Source organism: Cupriavidus sp. PB-02, assembly GCF_058252315.1.
Map to the genome: position 1 here is coordinate 2,179,106 of NZ_CM177695.1, position 24,873 is coordinate 2,203,978.

Below are 24,873 nucleotides of genomic sequence, written 5' to 3' on the forward strand. Positions count from 1 at the left end.
AAAGCCGTGCAGAATCGACCGCACACAACGCTCGGACCATTCCGCCTCGATCCACGCTATCCCCCCGCCCTTTGGGCCGCTTAGAATTACCTGAAGAGCCACTGACAGATTTCCACAAGTTCTCCAGGGACCATTTATGGAAGCTCAGAACAGCAATCTTCATGTTGTTTACGACGGAAAGCGGTGGGCAGTAGCTGCCGAAGGCGAAGGCCGCCTGGAAGTCGATCTGGAATTGACCCAGGCGATAGCGGTTGCAACCGCGCTCGCCGTGGAAAGGCGTGTGCTTCTTTATATACACGACAAGCAAGGCGCAATTACCGAGCGGGTTGATTTCAGTGACCCGGCCATTGCTGCCGAAAACGGAAAGCTTGCAGACCGCGCCGACCAAGGCGTGGCTGATGAAAAAGAAAAAGCAAGCCTCCCCAATACACAATTGGAAAAGAGCGGGCACCCTGGCGGAGGGTAGCCGTCCCGCTCGCAAGGAATAAGGCGCCGGCCAGGGTGCGGATCATCGACATATCGATATCCGCAAACCTTCGTTGGTCGCGGCGCCTCCCGGCGATAGCATCCCTCCGCCAAGGCTATGGTGCAAAGCAAGCCATGCCTGATATCGCGCGCAAGGAGGGTTATGGACCTTCTCGACTGGATCACGGCAATTGGCGCCGTCGTGCTCGTGTTCGCGGCGCTGCGTTATCCCATCTACCCGCCAGGCATGTACGGGAAGCAAGGCGAGCGCACGTCGCGCAACGGACCACGTGAATAGCCAGCCACCTGGGGCTTTGAACACGACCAGGTGGCGGATACGACGTGGATAGATTTTCCTTGCATACTCGTTGCATATGCAACATACTCTCCTGCATGACTTCAGACGTTCAACACAAAGCGGCTCGCGATGTGACCGGCGAGATCACGCGGAACTGCCTGCTTACGCGCACACGGCAGATTTCCAGGGTCCTGACCGCGATCTATGACCAGGAGCTGCGGCCGTTCGGCATTAACGCTCCCCAGTTCACGTTGCTCGTGCTCGTCATGGAGCTTGGTCCGATCAGCCGGGCAGACCTCGGGCGCAGGAACCATCACGAGCGTTCGACGCTGACCAGGAATTTGCAGCCGCTGATCGCGCAAGGGTGGCTTGCCGAAGAATCCCCCGCCGAGGATGGTCGCATTCGCCCGCTTTCGGTGACGGCGGAAGGCAAAGCATTGCTGCGCAGCGCTGCATCCGCATGGTCGGCCGCGCAAGCGAAAGCCAGGAAGGTTTTGGGCGAGGACGGCGCCAGCGCGATCATGGGGATCGCGAAAGAGCTGCCGCGCCGGATGAATTGAATTTTTTTGCCGATGATGTTGCATATGCAACATCATCGGCGTGTGAATGCCGGGACTTCAAGTCCCCTCCCCCGCAGAAACGGAGATCGCAATGAAAGTCGTCAAAGCCGCAGCAGTGCAAATGAGCCCCGTCCTCTACAGCCGGGAAGCAACCGTCGACAAGGTCGTGCGCAAGATCCACGAGCTTGGCCGGCAGGGCGTGCAGTTCGCCACCTTCCCCGAGACCGTGGTGCCCTACTACCCGTACTTTTCCTTCGTGCAAAGTCCCCTGCAGAACATCGCGGGGCCCGAGCAGCGCAAGCTCATGGACCAGGCCGTGACGGTGCCGTCGCCCGCCACCGATGCGATCGGCGAAGCCGCCCGGCAGGCGGGCGTGGTGGTGTCCATCGGCGTCAACGAGCGTGACGGCGGCACCCTGTACAACACGCAACTGCTCTTCGATGCCGATGGCACGCTGATCCAGCGGCGCCGCAAGATCTCTCCCACCTATCACGAGCGCATGATCTGGGGCCAGGGCGACGGCTCGGGCCTGCGCGCCGTCGACAGCAAGGTCGGCCGCATTGGCCAGCTGGCATGCTGGGAGCACTACAACCCGCTGGCGCGCTACGCGATGATGGCCGACGGCGAACAGATCCATTCGGCCATGTATCCGGGCTCGATCTTCGGCGACCTGTTCGCCCAACAGACGGAAATCAACATCCGGCAGCATGCGCTGGAGTCGGCGTGCTTCGTCGTCAATGCCACGGCCTGGCTGGACGCCGACCAGCAGGCGCAGATCATGAAGGACACCGGCTGCGCCATCGGTCCGATCTCCGGCGGATGCTTCACCGCGATCGTGGCACCCGATGGCACCTTGCTGGGCGAACCGCTGCGCGCTGGTGAAGGCGAGGTCATCGCCGACCTCGACTTCACGCTAATCGACAGGCGCAAGCAGATGATGGACTCGCGCGGCCACTACAGCCGGCCGGAATTGCTGAGCCTGTTGATCGATCGCACGCCCACCGCGCACGTTCACGAACGCGCAGCGCATCCCAAGTCAAGCGCGGAACCAGGCCCGGACGATCTGCGCACCACCGTTGCCTGAGCATCGGTGCCGCCCGACATTTCCTTATCTGAATACCCGAGACGAAGACAATGACCTCCACACATGACCGCCCTATCCTCGTAACCGGAGCCGCCGGCGCGATCGGCGCCATCGGCCGCAACGTCACCGCCATGCTGCTCGACAAGGGGCACAAGGTACGCGCCCTGGTGCGCCAGGAAGATGAACGCGCTGAAGATCTGCGTCGCATCGGCGCCGAGGTCGTGCAGGGCGACCTGACCGACCTCGACTCGATGCATCGCGCCATCGAAGGTGTTTCGCGCATCTACTTTGGCATGTCGGTGTCGGCGGCTTATCTGGAAGCCACGATCAACACCGCCGCGGTTGCGCGCCACCACGGCGTTGAAGCCTTCGTGAATATGTCGCAGATGACGGTCACGCAGATGAGCATCACGCAAACCACCGACAGCCCGCAACACAAGCTGCACTGGCTTGCCGAGCAGGCCCTGGCATGGTCCGGGCTGCCGGTCGTCACGGTGCGGCCTACGGTCTTCCTTGAAGGCTTCTTCCTGCGTCTCGCCGCCGCCGGCGTACGGGAACGCGACGAACTGGCGTTGCCGCTGAGCAGCAGCAGGACTTCACCGGTCTCGGCTGTCGATGTGGCGCACGCCGTTGCCGGGATCCTCGACAACCCGGCGCCACACATCGGCAATATCTATAACCTGACCGGACCTGAGTCGGCCGACCTGGAGCATTACGCGCGCGTCTTTTCCGAGGCGCTCGGCAGGACGATCCGCTATCGCGATGTACCGGTCGCGGCGTGGGCTGACAAGCTGCGGGAGGCGGGCGTGCCGGTACACCTGGTCAATCACCTTGCCGTGATGGCGGAGCTTCATGCGCAGGGGCGGTACGACCGTATGACTGACGACCTCATCAAGCTCACCGGCAAGACGCCGACGAGCATGCATGAGTTCGTGAAGCGCCATGCCGCTGAATTCACTGCTTGATGGCAGCGATGCCCGGTAACGGCGTGGTGAAGGCGGCCGCATTGCGGCCCGGGCCGCGGCGCGTCAGCGGCTCAGCCCGCGCGCCTCGATCGCCCACACGGCCTCGATGCGCTCGCCGCGCACGCAGACATAGGCGTCGTGTAGGTTGACGGTCGGGTCGCAATGGCCCGGCACCAGCCACAGCTTCTCGCCGAGCAGGGTCTTGCTTTCGATCTCGCTGATTTGCAGCACCCCGTGCTCGTCGTTGGCCGCGGCATAGGTGAGGGCCCCGTCGGCGTCGCGCGGCCACACGTGCGGCAGGCCGGAATCGACCGCCACCGACTTGAGCCCGACATCGCAGACCGCCACGCCCGGTCGCGCGGCACTCATCACCGTCGCGGCGACGAACAGCGAATGGAGCGGCTGCAGCGCGCCGTGCCATTCGATGGCGCCGTAGTGGCCGTCGAGAAACAGGTATGAACCCGGCTGGATCTCCGTATAAACGCCGCTGGCCAGGTCGAACTCCGCGGTACCGGTGCCGCCGCCGGTTACCACCGGGCAGCGCAGGCCGCGCGTCTCGAGCTCGCGCACATAGGCCGCGGTGGCCTGCGCCGCGCGCTGCGCCGCCTCGCCCCGCTGGCCCCACGCTTCGATATGCTGCACACCGCCGTGATAACCCTGCAGGCCGCCGAAGCGCAACGACTTCTGGGCGTCGATGGCCTCCACCAGCGCCAGCAGTTCGTCGGTGCTGGCAACACCGCAGCGGCCCTGCCCCACATCGACTTCCGGCAATACGTCGATGCGCACCCCGGCGCGCGCCGCGGCGGCGCCGATCTCGCGCACCTGCCGCACATCGTCGACGCAGACCGACAGCCGCGTATGCGCGGCCAGCTCGGCCGCCATCGCGGCCTTGTCGGGGCCGATAAACTCGTTGCTCAGGTGGATGCTGCCAATGCCGGCGGCGGCAAACGGGTAAGCCTCGGACAGCTTCTGGCAGCAGATGCCCACCGCGCCCGCAGCCACCTGCCGCTCGGCGATGGCCACCGATTTGTGCGCCTTCGCATGCGGGCGCAGCGCCACGCTTGCGTTTGCCGCCAGTTCCGACATGCGCGCCAGGTTGGCCTCGAACGCATCGAGATCGATCAGCAGCGCGGGCGTGGCGAGCGCCGACAAGGCATGGCCCACAACCGCCGCCGGCGGCGGTTTCAAACCCCTGGTTTCATGCATATTCACTCCTGGCCCGGCCGGCCCGCTTATGCAAGGCCGCGGCGAGCACGCGTGCGACGTGGACCGCTTCGGTGTCCGCGCCATCGTGGATCTGGTGGCGGCAACTGGTGTCGTCGGCCACCACGATAGCACCGGGCGCACGCTTGCGCACTGCCGGCAGCAGGGACAGCTCGGCCATGGCCTGGGACGCGGCGCAATGCTCGGCCTCGCAGCCGAAGCTGCCGGCCATGCCGCAGCATGACGACTTCACCGTCGATACCTTGAGCCCGGGGATCCAGCCGAGCACGGTCTGCACCGGTGTGAAGGCGTCGAAGGACTTCTGATGGCAGTGGCCGTGGACCAGCACTTCGGCGCCCCCCTCCGCTGCGAGATCGATGTCGAGCGCCTCGGACAGGCCGTACAGCAGGTTGGTATTGGGCGTTTAGGGCCAGTAGCCGTTCTGGTTGGCCTCGATGGAAATCGAGCTGGATAGTGGGTGCGCTGCCTCCCTATTTGAATTTGAATTTTGCATTCAAAATACTTTAACAGAGCAAACCGGAACAGCAGGTGGAATCTGGCGGGCGCAGCCTTGGCGTTTACCCGCGTATTCACACGGGATTCGCAACGCCGGCTGCACTCTCACGGCAATGCATTAGAATGCGATGGACGCCAATAAAAGGACATTGCATGCAAAATTCCGACAGCGAGGATGCCGCGGCCGGTGCCCTGGTCCTGCCCAAAGTCATGCGCCAGCGGCTGCACGACACCGTGGTCGACCATCTGCGCAACTTCATCGTCGAGGGCGTATTGGCGCCGGGCATGAAGCTCAACGAGCGCGAGCTGTGCGAGACGCTGGGCATCTCGCGCACGCCGCTGCGCGAGGCGCTGAAGGTGCTGGCCGCCGAAGGGCTGATCGAGATCTCGCCCAACCGCGGCGCGAGCGTGTCACGGATGAGCGAGGCCGAGGCGTGGGAAACCTTCGAACTGATGAGCGGCCTCGAGGCCTTCGCCGGCGAACTGGCGTGCGAGCGCATCACGCCGCAGGAGCTGGCCGAGATCAAGGCGCTGCACTATGCGATGCTGGCCTGCCGCGCGCAGAACGACCTGCCCGGCTACTACAGCCGCAACCAGGAAATCCACGACCGCATCAATGAAGCCGCGCGCAACCAGATGCTGCGGCAGACTTACCTGAGCCTGAACCGGCGGCTCAAGGCGATGCGCTTCCGCTCCAACCACCAGACCGACAAGTGGGACCGCGCCGTGCACGACCATGAGGAAATGATCCGCGCCCTGGAAGCGCGCGACGGCAAGCGGCTGGCGGCCATCCTGCGCCAGCACCTGCTGGACAAGCGCGCCGCCGTGATGCAGATCCATCCCGATCCGATCGGCGGCGCGCCGGCCGTGCCGAACGCCTGAAGTCCGGCGCCCAGCACGCTGGATGCCTTGGCCTTGCCTCCTGGCCTTGCCTTAGCGGCGCGTGGCCAGCAGCCGGTAGCCGCGGGCGCAATGCTCGGCAGCCGCCGCGCGGGCTTCGTCGGGATCGTCGAAGAGCCCGGCCTGGGCGATCAACGGCACCAGCACGGCCTCGCCCGATTCAGAACCGAGGAAGCGCCCGTCGCGGGCCTGGACGATATACAGCACATTGCCCGCGAGCTCGCCGACCTCCTGCCATTGGCCGGCCGGCTGGCCAACGGACCGCTCGCGGCCCTGCCGGTCCTGGCTGGCGCCTTGTTCGCGGCCAGTTCCGTCGTCCTTGCCCCGTGCCACCTGGATATTGTTGTGGACCCCGGTGACGCCGAGCACAGCCTCGGCCATTTCCTCGATCCTGAACTTGACGTTGCGGTCGGCCACGGTGCCGGCCAGCGTGACGACGCCCGAGCCCACCTCGACGGTCACGTCCGAGACATTGTCGTCGGCGTGTGCCAGGCGCTCGCAGAGGTCGTCGCGGATGCTGGCGTCGGAGCGCTGGTAGTTCTTGGGCAAGCGGCGCGATGCCCACGGCGCGGCCCGCTCGGGCCGGTAGCTGTCATCCGGGCCTTCGCTGCCCTCCGCGCCATAGCGCGCCTGCCCGTAACCGAACGGCGAGCCGCCCGGGTTGCCGCCGCGCCGGCGGGTGTCGCCAGGTTCACCGTAGCCCCGGTGTCGCCACGTTTCCGTGATTTCGGACGGTGGATAGTCTTTCATGGATCGCCTCCGATCTGACGTCATTGCCTAGTATCGGTAGCATCAACCATGCCGTGCCTGGGGCCCGCTGCCGGGGTCGAGGACGCGTCGCGAATCGAAATTTTTACACAGCAGCGGCGACGCGCGCGCAACAACGCGCAGGCCTGCGCGCTACGCCGTGGCGCCTTCGGGGCGGTCCAGGTACTGCCCGACGATGCGGACCAGCAGCGGCAACTTGCCGGTAAAGAAGTGATCCGCGCCTGGGACCACCACCACCGGCAGGTCCTGCGGCCGGGCCCAATCGAACAGCGCGCCGAGTCCCGCGCGCTCGTCCTGCTCGCCATGCACGAGCAGGCAGTCGGCAGGTACGGCTGGCGTGTCATAGCTGCGATGGCCCTTGACCGTGCCATACGGCGTACCGGCCAGCACCAGGTGCCGGATCGGCACACCCTGCGCCGCCAGCGTGGCGGCCACGTGCGCGATCACAAAGGCCCCGAAGGAGAAGCCTGCCAGCGCCAGCGGCAGGCCCGGATGGGTTTCGCGCAGGTGGGCGACGACGGCAAGCATGTCCTGCGCCTCGCCGCGGCCCTGGTCATGCTCGCCCGCCGAGCCTTCGACGCCCCGGAAATTCGGCCGCACGGTGAGGAAGCCGCGCGCGACCAGCGTCTTGGCCAGCTGGTGCGGCACCTTGTGCGTGGCCGACCCGCCCAGCAGCGGATGTGGATGCCCCACCACCGCAATGCCGCGCGGCGCGCCCCCGGGACGGTCGACCAGCATTTCGATCTGCCCGGCCTCGCCGCCGAGCTGTGCCTTTTCCGTGCGCGACGGAACTGCCATGCCGTCTCCTTGTGATAACGATGGGCCGCCTGTGGCCCGCAAAGCGAGATGGTAATGCGATCGCGGCAATGGTGCCGGCCGGCTGCCCCGGGCTGTCCCCAACTCGCACGATCCCGCTAAAATTTTCGCGCGCGGTGCACCATGCGCCGCACCACAAGGCCGTGTGATCTGAACGCTTTCGTATAATTCCCGGGCTGCGGCGAGCCTGGATCCACCGGCCCTGCCGCCCTCGGTCAGCACACCTCGTGCCACGCATCCCGGCCTGCGGCGCAGCCCGCCGCGCTTCGTGCCCTGACCAGATTTCGCCGAAGCGGCGAGCCAGCGAGTGGCCCGCCCTTCCCGTGTTCATCGCCGGTGTCCCGGCAGTACCCGCATCCCGATCGCCGCTGCGCTGCGCAGCCCCCGCACACACCGCCTTGCCAGCGCGATCCCTTGCCGATGCCGGACCAGCCGGAAGCCGTCACCATCCGACGAGATTCCGCCATGAGCAAAGCTTCACGGCTCGCACTGGGCCTTGCGCTCGCTGCGCTATGCCACCTGATGCCGGCCACGCTGCCGGCCGCCGCTGCTGCACCTCTCGCAGACAAGACCGCCTCCGAGGCCGAGGCGCAGCAGCCGCCCGCGATCACGCACGGCGAAGCCGCCGCCGACCTCAAGCGCCTGCAGACCGAACAGGACCGCATCAAGCAAGAGGCCTCCGATCCGGACGGCAACACCAAGCTGGACGACCTCGACAATGCGCTGCACAAGCTCGACGCCGACATCGACAAGCTGACCGCGGCGCTGACGCCCCAGCGTGCGCAGCTGCAGGCACAGCTCGATGTGCTCGGTCCGCCGCCTGCGGACGGCACCACCAAGGAAGCGCCCGCCGTGGTCCGCCAGCGCGCCGAGCTGAATGCGCGCCGGATGCAGCTGGACGCGCAGCTCAAGCAGGCCGCGGAAAGTAAGGAGAACATTGCCAACCTGAGCGAGCAGTTCGGGCGGCTGCAGCGCAGCCACCTGAAAGACCAGCTCGCGCTGCGCTCGGAGAGCATCCTCAACCCGCAGTTCTGGCAGCCGCTGTTCAGCCGGTCGCCGGAAGACCGCGCGCGCATGGACACCTTCCACGACCAGGTGGTGCCGATGGTGCAACTGGCCTGGCAGCCATCGCAGCGCGCGGCCACCATCGCCTTGCTGCTGTTGGCGCTCGCGGTCTGGACGCTCGGCCGGCGCCTGGCCGAGCGCGCGCTGGCGTGGTTCTGCCTGACCAGGCTGCCCGAGACACGCCTGCGGCGCAGCGCGCTGGCACTGGCAACCACGCTGGCGACCGTTGCCACCACCGGGCTGGCGGTGCAGCTGGTCTACAACGCCTTCACGCGCCAGTATGAACTGCCGCCGGACCTGATGGCGCTGTACGCCCAGCTGGTCAAGCTGACGCTGACCAGCGCGCTGATCGCGGGCCTGGGCCGCGCGCTGCTGTGCACGCGCCATCCGTCGTGGCGGCTGCCGGCGATGGCCGATCCGGTCGCGCTCGCGATGAAGCCCTTCCCCGCCGTGCTGGCGGGGCTGTTGCTGCTGGCCGGCACGCTCGAACAGCTCAACCGGATCGCCGACACCAGCGTGCAGGTCACGCTGCTGGGGCGTGGACTGGTGTCGCTGGTGGTGGTGCTGACCATCGGCGCGGCGCTGCTGCGCGCCAACCGCGTGCGCAACGTGCTGGCCGCCGCGGGCGAGCGGCCCGAGGCACGCGCCACGCTGGCGGGCATGATCCACGCCGGCGTGTCGGTCATCGTGCTGGTGTCGATGGTGGCGCTGCTGGCCGGCTATATCAGCTTTGCCCGCTTCATGACCTACGAGCTGGTCTGGTTCGACATCGTGCTGTGCAGCCTGTACCTGCTGACGCAGGTCACGCGCGACGTCTGCGAAAGCCTGCTCTCCACCAACTACGCCACGGGCCGCGTCATCAAGCAACTGTTCGGCGTCGACGATGCGCACCTGGAGCAGGCCTCGACCATCCTCTCGGGCATCGGCGCCAGCGTGTTGCTGCTGGTGGCGGTGCTGGCGCTGCTGACCGGCGGCTTCGGCACCACGCCGGCGGACCTGCTCAACAGCCTGGTGATGGTGCTGGGCGGCGAGAAGCTGCGCAGCCTCAACATCATGCCCGACCGCATCCTGAACGCGCTGGTCGCGCTGGGCGTCGGCATCTGGCTGCTGCGCTCGGTGCGGCGCTGGCTCGATGGGGAACTGCTGCCCAAGGTCTGCAAGGAGCCGGGCCTGCGCGCCTCGCTGATCACGCTGTACAGCAATGTCGGCTACGTGCTGCTGGTGCTGCTGGTGCTGTCGCTGCTGGGCGTGCGCTGGGACAACCTGGCGTGGATCGTCAGCGCGCTGTCGGTGGGTATCGGCTTCGGCCTGCAGGAGATCGTCAAGAACTTCGTCTCGGGCCTGATCCTGCTGACCGAGCGCCCGGTCAAGGTCGGCGACATGGTCAGCATCGCCGGCGTCGAGGGCGATATCCGCCGCATCAACGTGCGCGCCACCGAGATCCAGCTGGGGGACCGCTCCACCGTGATCGTGCCCAACTCGCAGCTGATCTCGCAGAACCTGCGCAACGTGACCATGAGCAACAGCACGCAGGGCGTGGCGTCGCTGCAGCTGACCTTCCCGCTGAACACCGACCCCGAACACTTGCGCGACCTGCTGCTCGACGTCTTCCACAAGAACGAGACCATCCTGGACGTGCCCGCGCCTTCGGTCATGTTCAGCCAGCTTGCACCCAACGGCATCACGCTGTCGGTGACCGGCTACGTCGGCAGCCCGCGCATCGCGGCCAACACGCGCAGCGACCTGCTGTTCGAGATCCTCAAGCGGCTGCGCGCCGCAGGCATTTCGCTGTCGGTGCCGCAGTCGCTGCGGCTGGAGAACATGCCGCCGCCGTTCGGGAACGCCCCGCAGCAGTCACTGGCGGCGGGCTGATGATCCCGGGCGGTCCGCGACGCGTCATGCTTCCGTCCCGCCCGCTCCTTCCGCCAGCGCCACCAGCCAGCGGCGGATCACCTACTCCTCCTGCGCCGAAAGGCCTGCCGCAAGGCGGGCCTCATCGGCCAGCACCCGTTCCCGGCATCTGGCAAGCAAAGCCTTACCCTGCGCGGTCAGCGCGATCCGGGCATGGAACCGCATCGCCGTGGGCCTTAACTTCCCGCCGCCGGCGGCCGAATCCGCAAGGAGCGCCGCATGAGTGCGGCCCAGCCCGCGGGGTCCGGTTAAAAGCAGCCGTTACAAACCTAACAAGTCGGGCGCCGTCGCGAAACACCTTGGCTGCCGCTTTGCGTGCATCATTCATTCACACAAAGCTGCATAACAAGGAGTTCGACATGCGCCCCTCCATCCGAATCGTCTCCGCGGTTGCCCTGTGCGTAGCCATGGCGGCGGCCGGCCCCGCATCCGCACGCGGCCGCCACCACCACGGCGGCGGGTCGAATGCCGGAGCGGTGCTCGCAGTCGGCGCCCTGGTCGGGCTGGCCTTCGGCGCGGCCCTTGCCTCGGCGCCGGTGGTCGCCGCCCCTGTTGCCGTGGTGCCGCCTCCGGTCACATACGCCCCGGCACCGGTCTCGTACGCCCCGCCGGCCGCCCCTCCGGGCTACTGCTACCGCGAGTACGACCGCGCCTATGTCCCGTGCGGGCCGCAGCCTTCCGGCTATTACCAGGAAGCTCCGTACTACGGCTACTGAGGCAGCCCGCCCCGGCTCAATTCGCAGATAAAAAAACGCCCCATGCAGGACATGGGGCGTCGGTTTTCAGACTGATGGCAACCGCCACGGGCTCTGAATAGCCACTGACGTGCCCCCTCTCCCGCAAGCGTGAGAGGGGAGCAAACAAGCGGTATCTTCAAACGGGCCAGCCTTACACCGGCACATCCCTGGTCGGATCCGGCTTCCGATCATCAAACCAGCGATACAGCGTAGGCACCATCACCAGCGTCAGCAGCGTCGACGTTATCAGCCCGCCGATCACCACCACCGCCAGCGGCCGCTGCACCTCCGAGCCGGGCCCCGTCGAGAACAGGAACGGCACCAGGCCCAGCATCGCAATGGTCGCCGTCATCATCACCGGCCGGAACCGCTGCGTCGCCCCCTGCACCACCGCTTCATCGAGCGACAAACCCGAATCGCGCAGCGTGCGGATATACGACACCAGCACCACCCCGTTCAGGACCGCCATGCCCCACAGCGCGATAAAGCCCACCGAGGCCGGCACCGACAGGTACTCGCCGGTGACGAACAGCCCGATGATGCCGCCGATCGATGCAAACGGCAGCACCGTGATGATCAGCGTGGCAAAGCGCACCGAGTTGAACAGCAGGAACAGCAGGAAGAAGATCGCGGCGATGGTCACCGGCACGATGATCTTCAGGTGGCCCATGGCGCGTTCCATGTTCTGGAACTGGCCACCCCACTCGAGGTAGTAGCCCTCCGGCAGCTTGACCTTGGCACCGGCCGCCTGCTGCAGCTCAGCCACAAAGCCGCCGAGGTCGCGGTCCTTCACGTTGATCATCACCACCACGCGGCGCTTGGCCATTTCGCGGCTGATCTGCGCGGGGCCGTCATTGACCTCGATCTTTGCCACGCTCTGCAGCGGCACCTGCGTGCCGTTGGGCGTCGAGACCAGCAGCTGGCGGATCGCCTGCACGTTGCTGCGGAACTCTTCCGGCAGGCGCACGGCCGCGGCGAAGCGGCGTTCGCCCTCGAAGATATCCGTGGCACGCTTGCCGCCGATCGCGATCTCGATCACGTCATGGATGTCCGACACGTTCAGCCCATAGCGCGCAATCGCCTGGCGGTCGATCTCGATCGACAGGTACTGCTGCCCCGAGACCCGCTCGATACGGATATCCTGCGATCCCTGGATGCCGCCGGCCACGCGCGAAATCTCGCCCGCCAGCTCGCGCAGCTTGTCCAGGTCGTCGCCGAACACCTTCACCGCCACGTCCGAACGCACGCCGCTGACCATCTCGTCGACGCGGTCCGAGATCGGCTGCGCCATCACGATCTGCACGCCGGGGATGGCCTTGAGCTTCTCGCGGATGGCGTTGGCGATATCGTCCTGGGTCCAGCCGTCGGGCCACTCGTCGCGGTCCTTCAGGCTGGCGATCGGGGTCGATTCGTTCTGGCCCTGCGGGTCTGCCGGGCTTTCGCCGCGGCCCACGCCGGACACCACCGACTTCACGCCCGGCACGCCCAGCACCAGCTTGTTGGCTTCCTTCTCGAGCTTGACCGACTCTTCCAGCGAGATGTTCGGCACGCGGTCGATCGCAGGCACGATCGAGCCTTCCTTCATCTCCGGGATGAACGAGGTACCGAGCAGCGGCACGATCGCCAGCGTGGCGACGAAGGCCGCCACCGCGCCGATGATGGTCTTGCGGCTGTTGCCCAGCGCCCAGTGCAGCATGCGCAGGTAGTGGCGCTTCATGAACGCGATCACGTGCGTGTCATGCTCGGCACCGCCCTTGAGCAGGTAAGACGACAGCACCGGCGACAGCGTCAGCGACAGGAACAGCGAGATCGCCAGCGCGATCGAGATGGTGAACGCCAGCGGCGCGAACATCTTGCCTTCCATGCCCGACAGCGTCATCAGCGGCAGGAACACCAGGATGATGATGCCCACGCCCACGATCACCGGCGTGGCCACTTCCTGCACGGCCTTGACCAAGATCTCGGTCTTGGTCAGGCCCGGCTCCTTGTGTCCTAATCGCTCGAACGCGTTCTCGACCACCACCACCGAGCCATCGACCATCAGGCCGATGGCGATTGCCAACCCCCCCAGCGACATCAGGTTGGCCGACAGGCCGACCTCGTTCATCACAATGAAGGTCAGTAATGGCGTCAGCACCAGCGTGGCCAGCACGATCACCGACGAGCGCACATCGCCCAGGAACAGGAACAGCACGATCACCACCAGCACCACGCCTTCGAGCAGCACCTTGGTCACCGTCCACAGCGCGGAGTCGACCAGTTCGCTGCGGTCGTAGTACGGCACGATCTGCAGCTTGCCGGGCAGCATGCCGCGCTCGTTGATCTCGGCCACGCGTTCCTTCACGCGGCTGACCACTTCCTTGGCATTGCCGCCGCGCATCATCATGACGATGCCGCCGACCGCCTCGGTCTGGCCGTTCTTGACCAGCGCGCCCTGCCGCACCTCATGCCCGATGGTGACATTGGCCACGTCGCGCAGGTACACCGGCGTGCCGTTGACCTCCTTGAGCACGATGCTGCCGAGGTCGTCCACGCCCTTGGCCAGGCCGACGCCGCGGATCAGGTACTGCTCGGCGTAATGCGGCAGCACGCCGCCGCCGGAGTTGGCGTTGTTGCGCGCCAGCGCCTGGTAGACCTGCTGGATCGAGATCTCGTAGTGGCGCATGCGCTCCGGGTTGACCAGTGCCTGGTACTGGCGCACGTAACCGCCCTGCGAGTTGATCTCGGCCACGCCCGGGATCGAGCGCAGCAGCGGGCGCACCACCCAGTCCTGGGCGATGCGGCGCTCGGCCAGCTCTTCCTGGGTCAGCTCGCGGTCGCCGTCGTCGGCGCGGTCCAGCGTGTACTGGTAGACCTCGCCCAGGCCGGTCGAGACCGGGCCCAGCACCGGCGCCACGCCTTCCGGCATGCGTCCGCCCACTTCGATCAGGCGTTCCAGCACCAGCTGGCGTGCGAAATACACGTCAGTGGCATCGGTGAACACCAGCGTGATCAGCGACAGGCCCGCCTTGTTCAGCGAGCGCATTTCTTCCAGGCCGGGCAGGCCTGTCATCGCCATTTCCACCGGCACGGTGACAAAGCGCTCGACTTCCTCGGGCGAGCGGCCCGCGGCTTCCGTGGCAATTTGCACCTGCACGTTGGTAACGTCGGGGAAGGCGTCCACCGACAGCTTGGTGGCAGCGTTCAGGCCGAAGAAAAACAGCACCACGGCAATCACGCACACCACCAGCCGCTGCTTGATGGCGGCTTCGACTAGGGATTTCATCATGGTCGATTACCCTTGTTCGATGCGCTTGCGCTCGTTGTCCAGGTGGAAGGCGCCATCGACCACGATGCGGTCGCCGGCCTTGACGCCGTTCTGCACCACGCGCATGCCGTCGCTCTCGGCGCCCAGCTTGACCTTGGTCAGGCGGAACTTGTTGCCGGGCATCTCGACATAGACCAGCTCGTCGTTGCCATCACGCACCACCGCGGAAGCCGGGATGACCAGCTGGTCGACCGGCTTGCCGGCGATCAGCATGCTGGCCAGCATGGCGGGCTTGAGTCGCCCTTCGCGGTTCTCCAGCTCGGTGCGGACCAGCACCGTGCGCGACTGCGGATTGACCGTGCGGCCGACGTAGATCAGCTTGCCGGTGATGGTCTCGCGGCCGGCGCCGTTGCCCAGCGACGGCACCTCGATTTCGACGCTCTGCCCTTCGGCCACCTGCGCGGCCTGCTGCTCGGGCACCTCGGCCACCACCCATACGCGCGAAAGGTCGGCCACGGTGTAGAGTGCGTCGGCCGGCTGCACCACTTGCCCTTGCGCCACGTTGCGCTCGACCACGGTGCCGCTGATGCTGGAATGCACCGGCGAGTGCGAGTTGATGCTGCCGTTCTTCGCCAGCTCGGCGATGGAGGCCTGCGACATGCCCAGCACGCGCAGCTGGTCGCGGTAGGCGCGCATCTCGGCCGAGGCGATGGCGAGTTCGCTCTCGCGGCGCTGCAGTTCGCCGCGGCCGATCACGTCGGCGGCAAACAGCTGGCGCGCGCGCTCGGCGTTGCGCACCTGCAGATCGTGCTGCGCCTCGCTCTTCAGGAAGGCCATCTGGGCGGCGCCCAGCTCGCTGCTGTGCAGGCGCGCCAGCACCTGGCCAGCCTTCACTTCCTGACCCAGGGTGGCGTACAGGTCGGTCACGCGGCCCGTCACGCTGGCGCCGATGCGCGACACGCGCTGCTCGTCGAAGTCGATGCGGCCGGCCACGCGCAGCATCTCGCTGAACGGGGAGGTGTTCACCGGCGCCACCTTCAGCGACTTCTGCAGGTTGCCTTCCGGCTGGATCACGCCGGGTGGCAGCCTGGGCGCTTCGGCAACGGGTTCAGGTTTGTCGGAGCAGGCCGCCAGGCTGAACGTCAGGACGGCCGCGGCCGTCAGCGAAAGCAGGAAATTGGGACGCATGGTTATTTCTGTTCGATGGTGGAGGTCGGCTGCAGGCCCGGCGCGGCGGTGGCGCCCGGGGCGGTCGACATGAGCTTTTCGATCTGGATGGCGGCCACCTGCAGCTCGTACTGGGCGGCGATCAGCTCGTTGCGCGCGCCGCGCAGCACGCGCTGGGCATCGATGTAGTCGAGGATGCCGCGCTCGCCAAAGCGGTAGGCGGCCTCGGCCACGCCCAGCGCCGACTCGGCCTCGCGCACGATGCCCGACTCCAGCGCGGTCACCTGCGCCTGCGTGATCTCGTACTGGCGGAAGGCGGATTCCAGCTCTTGCGTGAGTTCGAACTCGCGCGCTTCCAGCGTGCTGCGCGCCTGGGTGGCCTGGGCCGTGGCCTCGCCCACCGGGCCGCTGCGGCGGTCCCACAGCGGGATCGTCATGACCAGGCCGATCTGCGAGACGTTGTTGTCAGGCTGGCGGTCGGTGCTGGCGCGCACCGCCACTTCCGGCCAGCGCAGCGAGCGCTGGTAATCGACGCCCAGGCGGGCGCGTTCCAGTTCCGTGCGGCGCTGGACCAGTTCGGCATTGCTGGCGGTCATGGTGTCGCGCAGCACCGGCAGCGGCGGCACATCGGGCGACTGGCCCAGCGTGCCGGCCAGCGAAAACTGGCCAGGCATGGCGCCGCCCACCTGCTGGCGCAGTGCGGCCTTGGCCTGGTTGACGCGCAGCTCGGCGGTCTGCTGGCTCTTCTGCGAGGTCAGTAGTTCGGTCTCGGCCTTGATCAGCTCATAGCGCGGCGCTTCGCCCACCTCCACCCGCAGGCGCGCCCGCGAGTGGATCTGGCGCATCATCGCCAGGTCTTCCTCGGCGGCGTGCAGCTCGCTCTCGCGGCGCAGCACGTTGTAGTAGGAAGTCTTGACGCGTGCAGCCAGGTCGGCACGGAAACCCTGCCGCACTGCCTGCGAGGACTCCAGGCCGCGGGTCGCCATGGCCTCGCGCAGGCTGCGCTGGTGCGGGTAGTCCAGCTTCTGCACGACGGCGTAGCTGGGGGCATTGCCGCTGGTCACACCAGGCTGTTTCCCCGACAGCCGGCCGTACATCACTTCCACCTGCGGGTTGGGATAGGCGCGCGCGCTGCTGATGGCGGCGGCGGCGGCATCGACACCCGCCTCGGCGGCCACCACGCCCTGGTTGGTGGACTGCGCCATGTCGAGCAGCTGGGGCAGCGAGTAGGCGGGGCCGGTCTGGCCGGCGGGGCGGGCCGAAGCGGCCTTGGGCACTGGCGTGGCGGCCAGAAGCTCGGCGCCCGGCGTGGGCAGGGTGGCGGGGGCAGGCCTGGAGAGGGGCGCAGTGGCTGGGGCAGCGGGTGCGGTACCCGCGGCTTTCGCGGCCGATGCGCCTTGCGCGCCGGCGTGGGCCGGGGCGGCGAGCGCGAGCAGCGAAAGCGACGCGATCAGGGTCAGCTTGATTGTTGTCATGAGTCCGGAATGCAAGCAATACGACGCCTGCGCCATGCCGCCGCGCGCCCCGGCGCGCACAAGTCACGGCAGGACGGAAAACGGCAGCGGCTTACCCGCGCGGCAAGGCAGCGGGCAGGCTGGCGATATCAGGCAAGGGGGCGCGGCCCGCGGCACGGCCACTGCGAGCGCAGCGCGTGCGTGCGGGAGCGAGCGGCAAGGCGTGCGAACGCCCGGCGCTCAGGAGAGGGAAATCGGTGGCCGGAAGAAGGCCGAAGGCGGCGGATCGGCGCGGCCGGGGGGAGATTGCGCGACGTCGCCACTGGGCAACAGCACCTTCACCGGCGGCAGGGCAAACAGGGCACCGGATTCCTCGATCTCGTCGAGCAGGTCGAGCGGATCGAGCAGGTCGGCCGACCAGATATTGCAGTACCCGGGCGGCGGGTCATCGCAGATATCGTCGTCATGCAGGCCGTCGTCGCCCGGTACGATGACCCGGCCGAGGTCGTCCACCGACTGCAGCGCCGCCATGTCCGCGAGGTCCACGCTGGCCTGCGCCTGGCGCGGCGCGCGCGCGTCCGCCACTGCTCCAGAGGAGAGCAGCGACAGGCACATGGCAGTCAGCAGCAGGAACAACAATCGCATGGTCGGGGGCGTGGCGGCAGGGGCCGGGGACGCCATTTTCTGGGCTAACCGGCCGTGCTGCGGTACAGCATTGTAACTTAACGATTACGATTGACAGAAAATCGTTACGTTCGTTCCCCGGGAGACTCAATAGAAAGTTTCCCTAAGACGTCGTTAGCTGCGCGGAGATCAGGCGGTTCTGCGCCGGTGTCAGACAGACCTGTCTTACAAACACGGCGCAGCCTCAGCCCCTCAGCTGTGCCGCCGCATCGCGCAGCGCCGTGCGCAGGCCCTCTTCCACCACCGGGTGGTAGAACGGCATCGCCAGCATCTGCCCAACGGTCAGGCCCTGCTGGTACGACCACGCCAGCAGGTGGGCGATGTTCTCGGCACGCGGGCCGGTCCATTCAGCCCCCAGGAAGCGCCCGCTGGCCTTGTCGGCATAGACGTGCATCAGGCCGCGGTTCTTCAGCATCACGCGGCTGCGGCCCTGGTCTTCGAATCTGACTCTGCCAGTGACGAAGTGGCCTTCGGCCAGGTCGGCATAACGCTGGCCGACCATGGCGATCTGTGGATCGGAGAACACCACCGCGAGCGGCGCCCGGCGCGCCAGCGGCTTCACCTGCGGATAGCTGGCGGCGTTCTCGCCGGCGGCCTTGCCCTCGTCCGCGGCCTCGTGCAGCAGCGGCAGGATGTTGTTGGCATCGCCGGCAATGAATACCGGGGCATTGCCGCACTGGAGCGTCTGCGCATCGAACAGTGGCACGCCGCGCTCGTCCAGTGCCAGGCCGGTGTTCTCCAGGCCCAGGCCGCGAACATTGGGCGCGCGGCCGGTGGCGGCGAGCGCGTAGTCGAAGCGCTCGGTCACGCTGCGGCATTCGCGGTCGAGATAGGACACCACCACCTGGTCGCCATCGCGCCCCATTTCGCTCACCCTGGCATGGGGGTCGAGGTAGAACTCGTCATTGAAGGTACTGGCCGCATAGGCGCGGATCACCGGATCGGTCAGCGGGCCCAGCGAGCCGCTGACGCCGAACACGCGCACCCGCACGCCCAGCCGCGACAGCGCCTGGCCCAGTTCCAGCCCGATCACGCCCGGGCCGAACACCACCACGCTGCCGGGCAGCTCTTCCCACGCGAACACGTCGTCATTGACGATCAGGCGGTCGCCGAAGGCCTTGAACGGCGCCGGCAGCGTCGGCGTGGAGCCGGTGGCAATGACCACGCGGCTGGCGCGCACGGTGATCTGGCCGTCCACTTCCAGCGTGGTGTTGTCGATAAAGCGGGCGTAGCCGCGGATGCGGTCCGCTTCCGGGATGTTCTCCACGCCGCGCACCACGAAGCCGACGAAGCGGTCGCGTTCGCTGCGCACGCGGGCCATCACCTCGCGGCCGTCGATGCGGACCTGGCCGTCGACATGCACGCCGAACGGCGCGGTGTGGCGCAGCTCGTGCGCGGCCTCGGCGGCGGCGATCAGCAGCTTGGACGGCATGCAGCCCACGCGGGCGCAGGTGGTCCCGTACGGGCCGCCTTCGATGATCACGGCGCGCTTGCCGGCGGCAATCGCGGCGCGGTAGGCGGCAAGGCCGGCGGTGCCCGCGCCGATCACGGCGACGTCGGTCTGGATGGTAGTCATGGCGTACGGTTCCTCTGTTTTTATGGTGTCAAAGCGGCTGCCAATCAGCGGGCTGGATGGCACCGCCATGTCCCTCGCGCACGAAGCGGAGGGCAAGGCGGTGCCATCGGGTCCGGCAACTGCCGGATCCGCGCGGTGCGGAATTCGACGGGGATCGGGTGACTTACCTGGCCAGGTACTGCTGCAGCGCCTCGGCGCCGCCGACCAGCTTGCCGTTGATGAAGACCTGCGGTGCCGTCATCTCGCCCGACACGGCGCCCAGCACCTTGCCGCGCACCTTGTTGTCCAGCGGCACGTCGATGTAGTCGTAGCCGTTGTCGTCCAGCAGTTGCTTGGCCTTGGCGCAGAACGAGCAGCCGACCTTGGAGAACACCACCACCTGGTCAGGCTTGCGCGCATCCGGGGCGATATGGGCCAGCATGGTGTCGGCGTCGGACACCTTGAACGGGTCGCCCGGCTCTTCCGGCTCGATGAACATCTTCTGCACCACGCCGTCCTTGACCAGCATGGAATAGCGCCAGCTGCGCTTGCCGAAGCCCAGGTCAGCCTTGTCCACCAGCATGCCCATGCCTTCGGTGAATTCACCGTTGCCGTCGGGGATCATGGTGATGTTTTCGGATTCCTGGTCCTTGGCCCACTCGTTCATCACGAAGGTGTCGTTGACCGACACGCACAGGATGTCGTCGACACCGTTTTTGGCGAACACCGGTGCCAGTTCGTTGTAGCGCGGCAGGTGGGTGGACGAGCACGTCGGCGTGAAGGCGCCCGGCAGCGAGAACACGACCACGGTCTTGCCGCTGAACAGCTCGCCGGTGGTGATGGTCTTCCACTCGTTGTCTTCACGCACGCGGAAAGCGACATTGGGAACGCGTTGGCCTACACGGGATTGCAGCATCAGATCACTCCTTGGTTGTACTTTGATATCCCATTCTTTATGAAACCGTGATGTTAAGAATTGATTGTCATTCGCTCCACCATACGTCGAATCAACGGAGCCGCCAACAAAACAACCGGTAACATGGTCAGCCAGGAAATGCTCCAGGACCTTAGCCATTGCTGAAAGAACAAGCCTTTTTCTGCAAATGGAATGCTTGCGATGGCGGCAGCGATGGCACAGGTTAATCCGGCCTGGATAACGCCATAGACGAAATGGCTGTAGCGTGAAGGCATCTTAAGCATTAGGGTCATCCCTCTACCTTTTAACCAGACATTGATGTGCCCGCTGCCCCATGGCCGCGCCAGGAGAAGTCGCCTCTTGGCGCATGGGGTCAGGGATTACGCCGCTGCGCGAACACTTCCTACCAGCCGCCGCACAGTTTCGTCGGTATCCCAGAGCGCGTTTGCGATAAAGCGGAAGTTGACCAGCGCCGCGTGATATCCGTCGCCTTCCGGCACCTTCGGACCTGCCACCGCGTCGCGTACGACCGCAACCTCGAAACCCTGCTCCAGCAGATCCCGCAGATGGGACTCGACGCACAGGTTGGCGGCCATGCCAGCAAGGATCACCTGATCGACGCGCTGCTTGCGCAACTGCAAAACGAGGTCATTGGCTTGTGGGCCGTACAGCTTGTGCGTCGAGCAGACAATGGTTTTTCCATCTTCGATGTACTGCTTGAACTCGGGCATGAAATCTGCCCCCGAACCCCGGAAGCCGTCCAGCGTCAGCGCACCAGGTCGGTCAAACATGCCCAAGGCATGCTGAAATTTCTCGGCGGGGCCGTGCACTTTCCATGTGTGGTCATGGGGATAGTAATAGTGGGGAGAGATGGCGACGGTGATGCCCGCCTGCTTCGCAGCCTGGAACAGGCGGATAAGGTTGGGCACCATATTCTGCTCCGTCACGCTTTCGCCGACGACCTCCCAGCTACGCCCTTCGGGACTCATGAAGTCGATCTGCGGGTCGATGACCACCAGCGCCGTCCGCGGGAGGTCCAGTGTCAGATCGCTCTTCGGCAAAGCCGGTTCAACGGGATCTGCATAGCTATTGTGGTGGTTGCTCATGGGAATTACCTCTCAGGTTTCGTTGGTTCGCTGCCGGCACCGAAAAACGATGTCCGGCATCGAGCCGACGGGATTTCAACTACGAATGAACGCCAACAGATCGGCGTTGAATTTTTCCTTGCGCGTATCGGTCAGTCCGTGCGGCGCACCGGGATAGACAATCAGCCTGGAGTTTTTGATCAGCTTTGCCGAAGCACGTCCGGCAGCATCGATAGGAACAATCTGGTCATCGTCACCGTGGATAATGAGAGCAGGCACGTCGATCTTCTTGAGGTCCTCGGTAAAATCGGTTTCCGAGAACGCCTTGATCGAGTCATAAGTGTTCTTGTGCCCGCCCTGCATGCCTTGGGCCCACCATGCGTCGATCAGCCCCTGCGAAGGCTTTGCGCCGGGACGGTTGAAGCCATAGAACGGGCCGGCCGGCACATCCCTGTAGAACTGGGAACGATTGGCGAGCTGCGCGGCGCGCAGGCCATCGAAGACTTCAATTGGCAAGCCAAGCGGGTTGGCGGGCGTCTTGAGCATCAAAGGCGGCACTGCTGAAACCAGCACGACTTTGGAGACGCGTCGCGTACCGTGCCGGCCGAGATACCGAGCCACCTCGCCCCCGCCCGTGGAGAAACCCACGAGTACGGCATCGCGCAGGTCAAGAGTGTTGAACACAGCGGCCAAATCGTCGGCATAGGTGTTCATCTCGTTGCCATTCCAGGGCTGGCTTGAACGGCCGTGGCCACGACGATCATGTGCGACGGCACGATACCCTTCCGACGCAACCAACATCATTTGAGATTCCCAGCTGTCCGAACTGAGCGGCCAACCATGACAGAAGACGATGGGGCGACCAGCGCCCCAGTCCTTGTAATAGAGCTGCGTGCCGTCCTTTGTCGCGATGTAGCTTCCTGAGGCCGTGCCGCCTGCCTTTGCGTGATGCGCCTCCCTTGCTGACGGAGCGGCCATTGCCGGGCTCGGCAAGCTAGCCGCGGCAAGCGAGCCGGCTGCGGCAGCGCTGCCGAGCAACAAGTCACGCCGCGACACACCCTTGGTGTGATTATTTGAAGACATTGGTAGTACTCCTGTCTCGACCGCACTCGGCGGCATTGGATGGTCTTTCAAGACTTCGGCCAATTTACCCAAATAAATAGCCGACCAGTCGTCTATATAACAAAGCAAAAAAAATTCAATACAACAACCGCTTCAGAGTGAGGTGCAGAAAACGTCGGCAAGCATCGCCGTTGCGCTCGACCTTGCTACGCAGAACCGCCCCCTCGAAAGCCTCGACAATAACGGCCGCGAGCTGATGGCAATCCGTATCCGCAGAAAGCTCCTGGCGCAACTTCGCCTCATCCAAGCACGCGACAATCATGCCCTCCCAGCGCTTCATGATGCCCTCCAGGGCGCTGCGGACGTGACTGGAAGTATTTGACAATTCAAGGGAGAGGTTACCCACAAGACACCCCAGCCTGAATTCCTGTGCTGCATGGTCCTCCACCAGCCAATCAAACAGTCTTTCAATACGCGTGAGAGGCGGGACTCGAGCGTCATACATCACTTTTCCGTGGCGACTCTCGATAGACTCCCAATAGGCCTCCACCACCTCGGCGGCGAAAACTTCCTTACTATCGAAATAGCTGTAAAAGGATCCTTTCGGAACATTCGCGGCAGCCACAATGTCTTGCACGCCGCACGCATTGAAGCCCAGCTCGTGAATAACGCGACCCCCTTCGCTAAGGAGTCGGTTACGGACCTCGGGATTGGCTGGTCTTGGCATATCGAGTCGGTTGACAATCTACCAGCCGAATATAGATGACTGGTTTGTTATTGTCAAGCGACCCTAGTTGAAGCAACCGTACGCCAGCAAACACCGCTCTCCTCGACCTGCCAGCGGCCGTCGAGCAGAATCCAGAGATCGTCATCTGGATCCTTGCCGTCCGGGCTACGGTCAACCCCACCCTGATTGCACCTCAGGTACCAAGGAAATTCACCGCCTTGGTTTCCGTGTAGCTCAGCATCTCCTCGATGCCTTCCTCCCGCCCCACGCCTGAGTTCTTGTAACCACCGAAAGGAACACCCTTGAAGTGCGTACCCACGCCGTTGACCCAGATGTACCCGGCATCCAGGCGACGTACCGCCTGCATGGCCGTTCGCAGGTCGCGAGTCCATACGGACGCGGTGAGACCGTACTCGACGCCATTTGCCATCGTGATTGCCTGCTCCGCGTCGGACCATCGCATGATCGACAGGATGGGGCCGAAAACCTCTTCCTGAGCGATGCGCATATCGGGGGTGACGTCCGCGAATACGGTCGGCTCTACCCAGTAGCCGCGCGTGTATGCGCTACCGGCCGGGCGTTTGCCCCCGCACACAAGCCGCGCGCCATCCTGCATCGCCACTTCGATGTAGCCCAGCACCTTTTCGTGCTGGGCCTTCGAGTTGATCGGCCCCATGCTGCTGTCCGGCGAACGCGGATCACCGATGCGAATCTCTTTCACGCGCTCCACAACTCCCTCGACGAAGCGCTCGTAGAGGCTGTCGTGTACCAGCAGCCGGCTCGTGGAGCCGCATGACTGCCCCTGCCAGAGAAAATTCATGCCACATACGGCCGCGTCAACGGCGCCATCCACATCGGCATCCGGATACACGATCAACGGATTCTTGCCACCGAGTTCGAGCGAGATGTGCTTCACGCAAACCTCGGCCGCGCTGCGCTGGATCTGCCGGGCGGTCTGGGGCGAGCCGATGAATGCAATGCGCTTGATATCCCGATGACGGGCGATGGCGTCCCCGGCGCCCCGGCCGGTGCCGGTCACGATGTTCATCACGCCGCGTGGAAATACGTCACGCGCGATCTCGGACAGCATCGTCGCCGACAGTGAGCTGGTTTCTGGCGGCTTCACAATGACCGCATTACCTGCCATCAGCGCTGCCGCAGTGCGCGCGGTCGCGAACATGATCGGATGATTGAACGGCACAATGCGTCCGACAATGCCGTAGGGTTCGCGCAGCGTGACGTGCAGGTTGTCGGGCGTGGTGGCAGGAATTGACTCCCCCTTGAGTTCGTAGCCGAGCCCGGCATAGTAGTTCAGCCCCCACGACGCGGCATTCACATCGCCCCGCAACGCGGCCATCGTGTTGCCGGTATCGGCGACCTCGACGTCGAGCAACGCTTGCGCCGAAGCCTGGATCCTGCGTGCATACTCGCGCAGGCATTCGGCCCGTCCCTCGATGCCAAGTGCATGCCAGGCCGGATAGGCTGCCTTTGCCGCCCATGCTGCACGGTCAACATCGGCAGCGTCGGCAGCCGGCACGAGGCCAATCACGTCCTCGGTCGCAGGATTGACACTCTCGATCCATTGCCCGCTTGCGGCTTCGGTCAGTTCGCCGTCGATGAGCATGGCGCGCTTGTTGTCAGGTCCGAGTTTCATTGCTTTGTCTCCAGGTAGATTGCGATGTCATGAG

The 24,873-nt window shown here is 65.4% G+C and carries 22 protein-coding genes and 1 pseudogene; 8 read left to right on the forward strand and 15 right to left on the reverse strand.

From position 1 onward, the window contains the following. Positions 1–136: 136 nt before the first annotated feature. The 5 genes from AC10V3_RS30660 to AC10V3_RS30680 all read left to right on the forward strand — a co-directional run bounded on the left by AC10V3_RS30660 (position 137) and on the right by AC10V3_RS30680 (position 3,372). Entirely contained in the window at positions 137–466 is a 330-nt protein-coding gene (locus AC10V3_RS30660; RefSeq protein ID WP_349607840.1) for a DUF2188 domain-containing protein, read from the forward strand. Between the two features lie 162 nt (positions 467–628). Further along, entirely contained in the window at positions 629–763 is a 135-nt protein-coding gene (locus tag AC10V3_RS30665) for a hypothetical protein (protein ID WP_022539146.1), read from the forward strand. 131 nt (positions 764–894) lie between these two features. After that, a complete protein-coding gene (locus AC10V3_RS30670) occupies positions 895–1,323 on the forward strand; it encodes a MarR family winged helix-turn-helix transcriptional regulator (RefSeq protein WP_041682170.1) in 429 nt (142 codons plus the stop codon). Between the two features lie 91 nt (positions 1,324–1,414). Further along, positions 1,415–2,407, forward strand: a complete 993-nt coding sequence (locus tag AC10V3_RS30675; protein WP_022539148.1) for a nitrilase-related carbon-nitrogen hydrolase — start codon at positions 1,415–1,417, stop codon at positions 2,405–2,407. Positions 2,408–2,538: 131 nt separating this feature from the next. Next, positions 2,539–3,372 (forward strand): NmrA family NAD(P)-binding protein, encoded by an 834-nt coding sequence (locus AC10V3_RS30680; protein WP_490923872.1) that lies wholly within the window; start codon positions 2,539–2,541, stop codon positions 3,370–3,372. Between the two features lie 63 nt (positions 3,373–3,435). On the opposite strand, the gene AC10V3_RS30685 is transcribed toward AC10V3_RS30680, so the two are convergent. Both AC10V3_RS30685 and AC10V3_RS30690 read right to left on the reverse strand, forming a co-directional pair. Then, the gene (locus AC10V3_RS30685; protein ID WP_022539150.1) at positions 3,436–4,578 is read right to left on the reverse strand and encodes a DSD1 family PLP-dependent enzyme; all 1,143 of its coding nucleotides are present in this window, start codon (positions 4,576–4,578) and stop codon (positions 3,436–3,438) included. After that, positions 4,571–4,924 (reverse strand): annotated as a pseudogene (locus tag AC10V3_RS30690) (hypothetical protein); the annotation flags it as partial. The pseudogene AC10V3_RS30690 and the gene AC10V3_RS30685, both read right to left, overlap by 8 nt. Before the next feature lie 320 nt (positions 4,925–5,244). On the opposite strand from AC10V3_RS30690, the gene AC10V3_RS30695 reads away from it, so the two are divergent. Then, the gene (locus tag AC10V3_RS30695) at positions 5,245–5,973 is read left to right on the forward strand and encodes a GntR family transcriptional regulator (RefSeq protein ID WP_349607836.1); all 729 of its coding nucleotides are present in this window, start codon (positions 5,245–5,247) and stop codon (positions 5,971–5,973) included. A gap of 51 nt (positions 5,974–6,024) precedes the next feature. Here the strand turns inward: AC10V3_RS30695 and AC10V3_RS30700 are convergent, their stop codons facing one another. Then, a complete protein-coding gene (locus AC10V3_RS30700) occupies positions 6,025–6,741 on the reverse strand; it encodes a BON domain-containing protein (protein WP_022539153.1) in 717 nt (238 codons plus the stop codon). Positions 6,742–6,891: 150 nt separating this feature from the next. Next, positions 6,892–7,557, reverse strand: coding sequence for an alpha/beta hydrolase (locus AC10V3_RS30705; protein WP_454753329.1), 666 nt, complete (start codon positions 7,555–7,557; stop codon positions 6,892–6,894). 483 nt (positions 7,558–8,040) lie between these two features. On the opposite strand from AC10V3_RS30705, the gene AC10V3_RS30710 reads away from it, so the two are divergent. After that, entirely contained in the window at positions 8,041–10,512 is a 2,472-nt protein-coding gene (locus AC10V3_RS30710) for a DUF3772 domain-containing protein (RefSeq protein WP_022539155.1), read from the forward strand. 398 nt (positions 10,513–10,910) lie between these two features. After that, on the forward strand, positions 10,911–11,267 hold the full coding sequence (locus tag AC10V3_RS30715; protein ID WP_454753330.1) for a mechanosensitive ion channel protein MscS: 357 nt from the start codon (positions 10,911–10,913) through the stop codon (positions 11,265–11,267). 172 nt (positions 11,268–11,439) lie between these two features. Here AC10V3_RS30715 and AC10V3_RS30720 read toward each other — a convergent pair whose 3' ends face one another. From AC10V3_RS30720 to AC10V3_RS30770, 11 genes are all read right to left on the reverse strand, one after another. Continuing rightward, positions 11,440–14,556 carry an efflux RND transporter permease subunit gene (locus AC10V3_RS30720; protein WP_022539158.1) on the reverse strand — a complete coding sequence of 1,039 codons (3,117 nt, stop codon included), beginning with the start codon at positions 14,554–14,556 and terminating at the stop codon, positions 11,440–11,442. Positions 14,557–14,562: 6 nt separating this feature from the next. Next, a complete protein-coding gene (locus tag AC10V3_RS30725) occupies positions 14,563–15,723 on the reverse strand; it encodes an efflux RND transporter periplasmic adaptor subunit (protein ID WP_022539159.1) in 1,161 nt (386 codons plus the stop codon). A 2-nt stretch (positions 15,724–15,725) separates the two neighbouring features. Further along, positions 15,726–17,177 (reverse strand): TolC family protein, encoded by a 1,452-nt coding sequence (locus AC10V3_RS30730; protein ID WP_022539160.1) that lies wholly within the window; start codon positions 17,175–17,177, stop codon positions 15,726–15,728. A gap of 219 nt (positions 17,178–17,396) precedes the next feature. Continuing rightward, positions 17,397–17,801: a hypothetical protein gene (locus AC10V3_RS30735; protein WP_041681825.1), complete on the reverse strand. Its 405-nt coding sequence runs from the start codon at positions 17,799–17,801 to the stop codon at positions 17,397–17,399. Between the two features lie 223 nt (positions 17,802–18,024). After that, the gene (locus AC10V3_RS30740; RefSeq protein ID WP_041681826.1) at positions 18,025–19,416 is read right to left on the reverse strand and encodes a dihydrolipoyl dehydrogenase; all 1,392 of its coding nucleotides are present in this window, start codon (positions 19,414–19,416) and stop codon (positions 18,025–18,027) included. A 163-nt stretch (positions 19,417–19,579) separates the two neighbouring features. Then, complete coding sequence (locus AC10V3_RS30745) at positions 19,580–20,311, reverse strand: glutathione peroxidase (RefSeq protein WP_022539163.1); 732 nt, start codon at positions 20,309–20,311, stop codon at positions 19,580–19,582. Between the two features lie 53 nt (positions 20,312–20,364). Beyond that, on the reverse strand, positions 20,365–20,595 hold the full coding sequence (locus AC10V3_RS30750; protein WP_349607831.1) for a DUF2798 domain-containing protein: 231 nt from the start codon (positions 20,593–20,595) through the stop codon (positions 20,365–20,367). 96 nt (positions 20,596–20,691) lie between these two features. Beyond that, the gene (locus AC10V3_RS30755) at positions 20,692–21,417 is read right to left on the reverse strand and encodes a cysteine hydrolase family protein (protein ID WP_022539164.1); all 726 of its coding nucleotides are present in this window, start codon (positions 21,415–21,417) and stop codon (positions 20,692–20,694) included. Between the two features lie 75 nt (positions 21,418–21,492). Beyond that, positions 21,493–22,479: an alpha/beta fold hydrolase gene (locus AC10V3_RS30760; RefSeq protein ID WP_022539165.1), complete on the reverse strand. Its 987-nt coding sequence runs from the start codon at positions 22,477–22,479 to the stop codon at positions 21,493–21,495. 115 nt (positions 22,480–22,594) lie between these two features. After that, complete coding sequence (locus AC10V3_RS30765; protein WP_490923873.1) at positions 22,595–23,095, reverse strand: TetR/AcrR family transcriptional regulator; 501 nt, start codon at positions 23,093–23,095, stop codon at positions 22,595–22,597. Positions 23,096–23,378: 283 nt separating this feature from the next. Next, positions 23,379–24,839 (reverse strand): aldehyde dehydrogenase family protein, encoded by a 1,461-nt coding sequence (locus AC10V3_RS30770; protein WP_022539167.1) that lies wholly within the window; start codon positions 24,837–24,839, stop codon positions 23,379–23,381. Positions 24,840–24,873 lie beyond the last annotated feature (34 nt).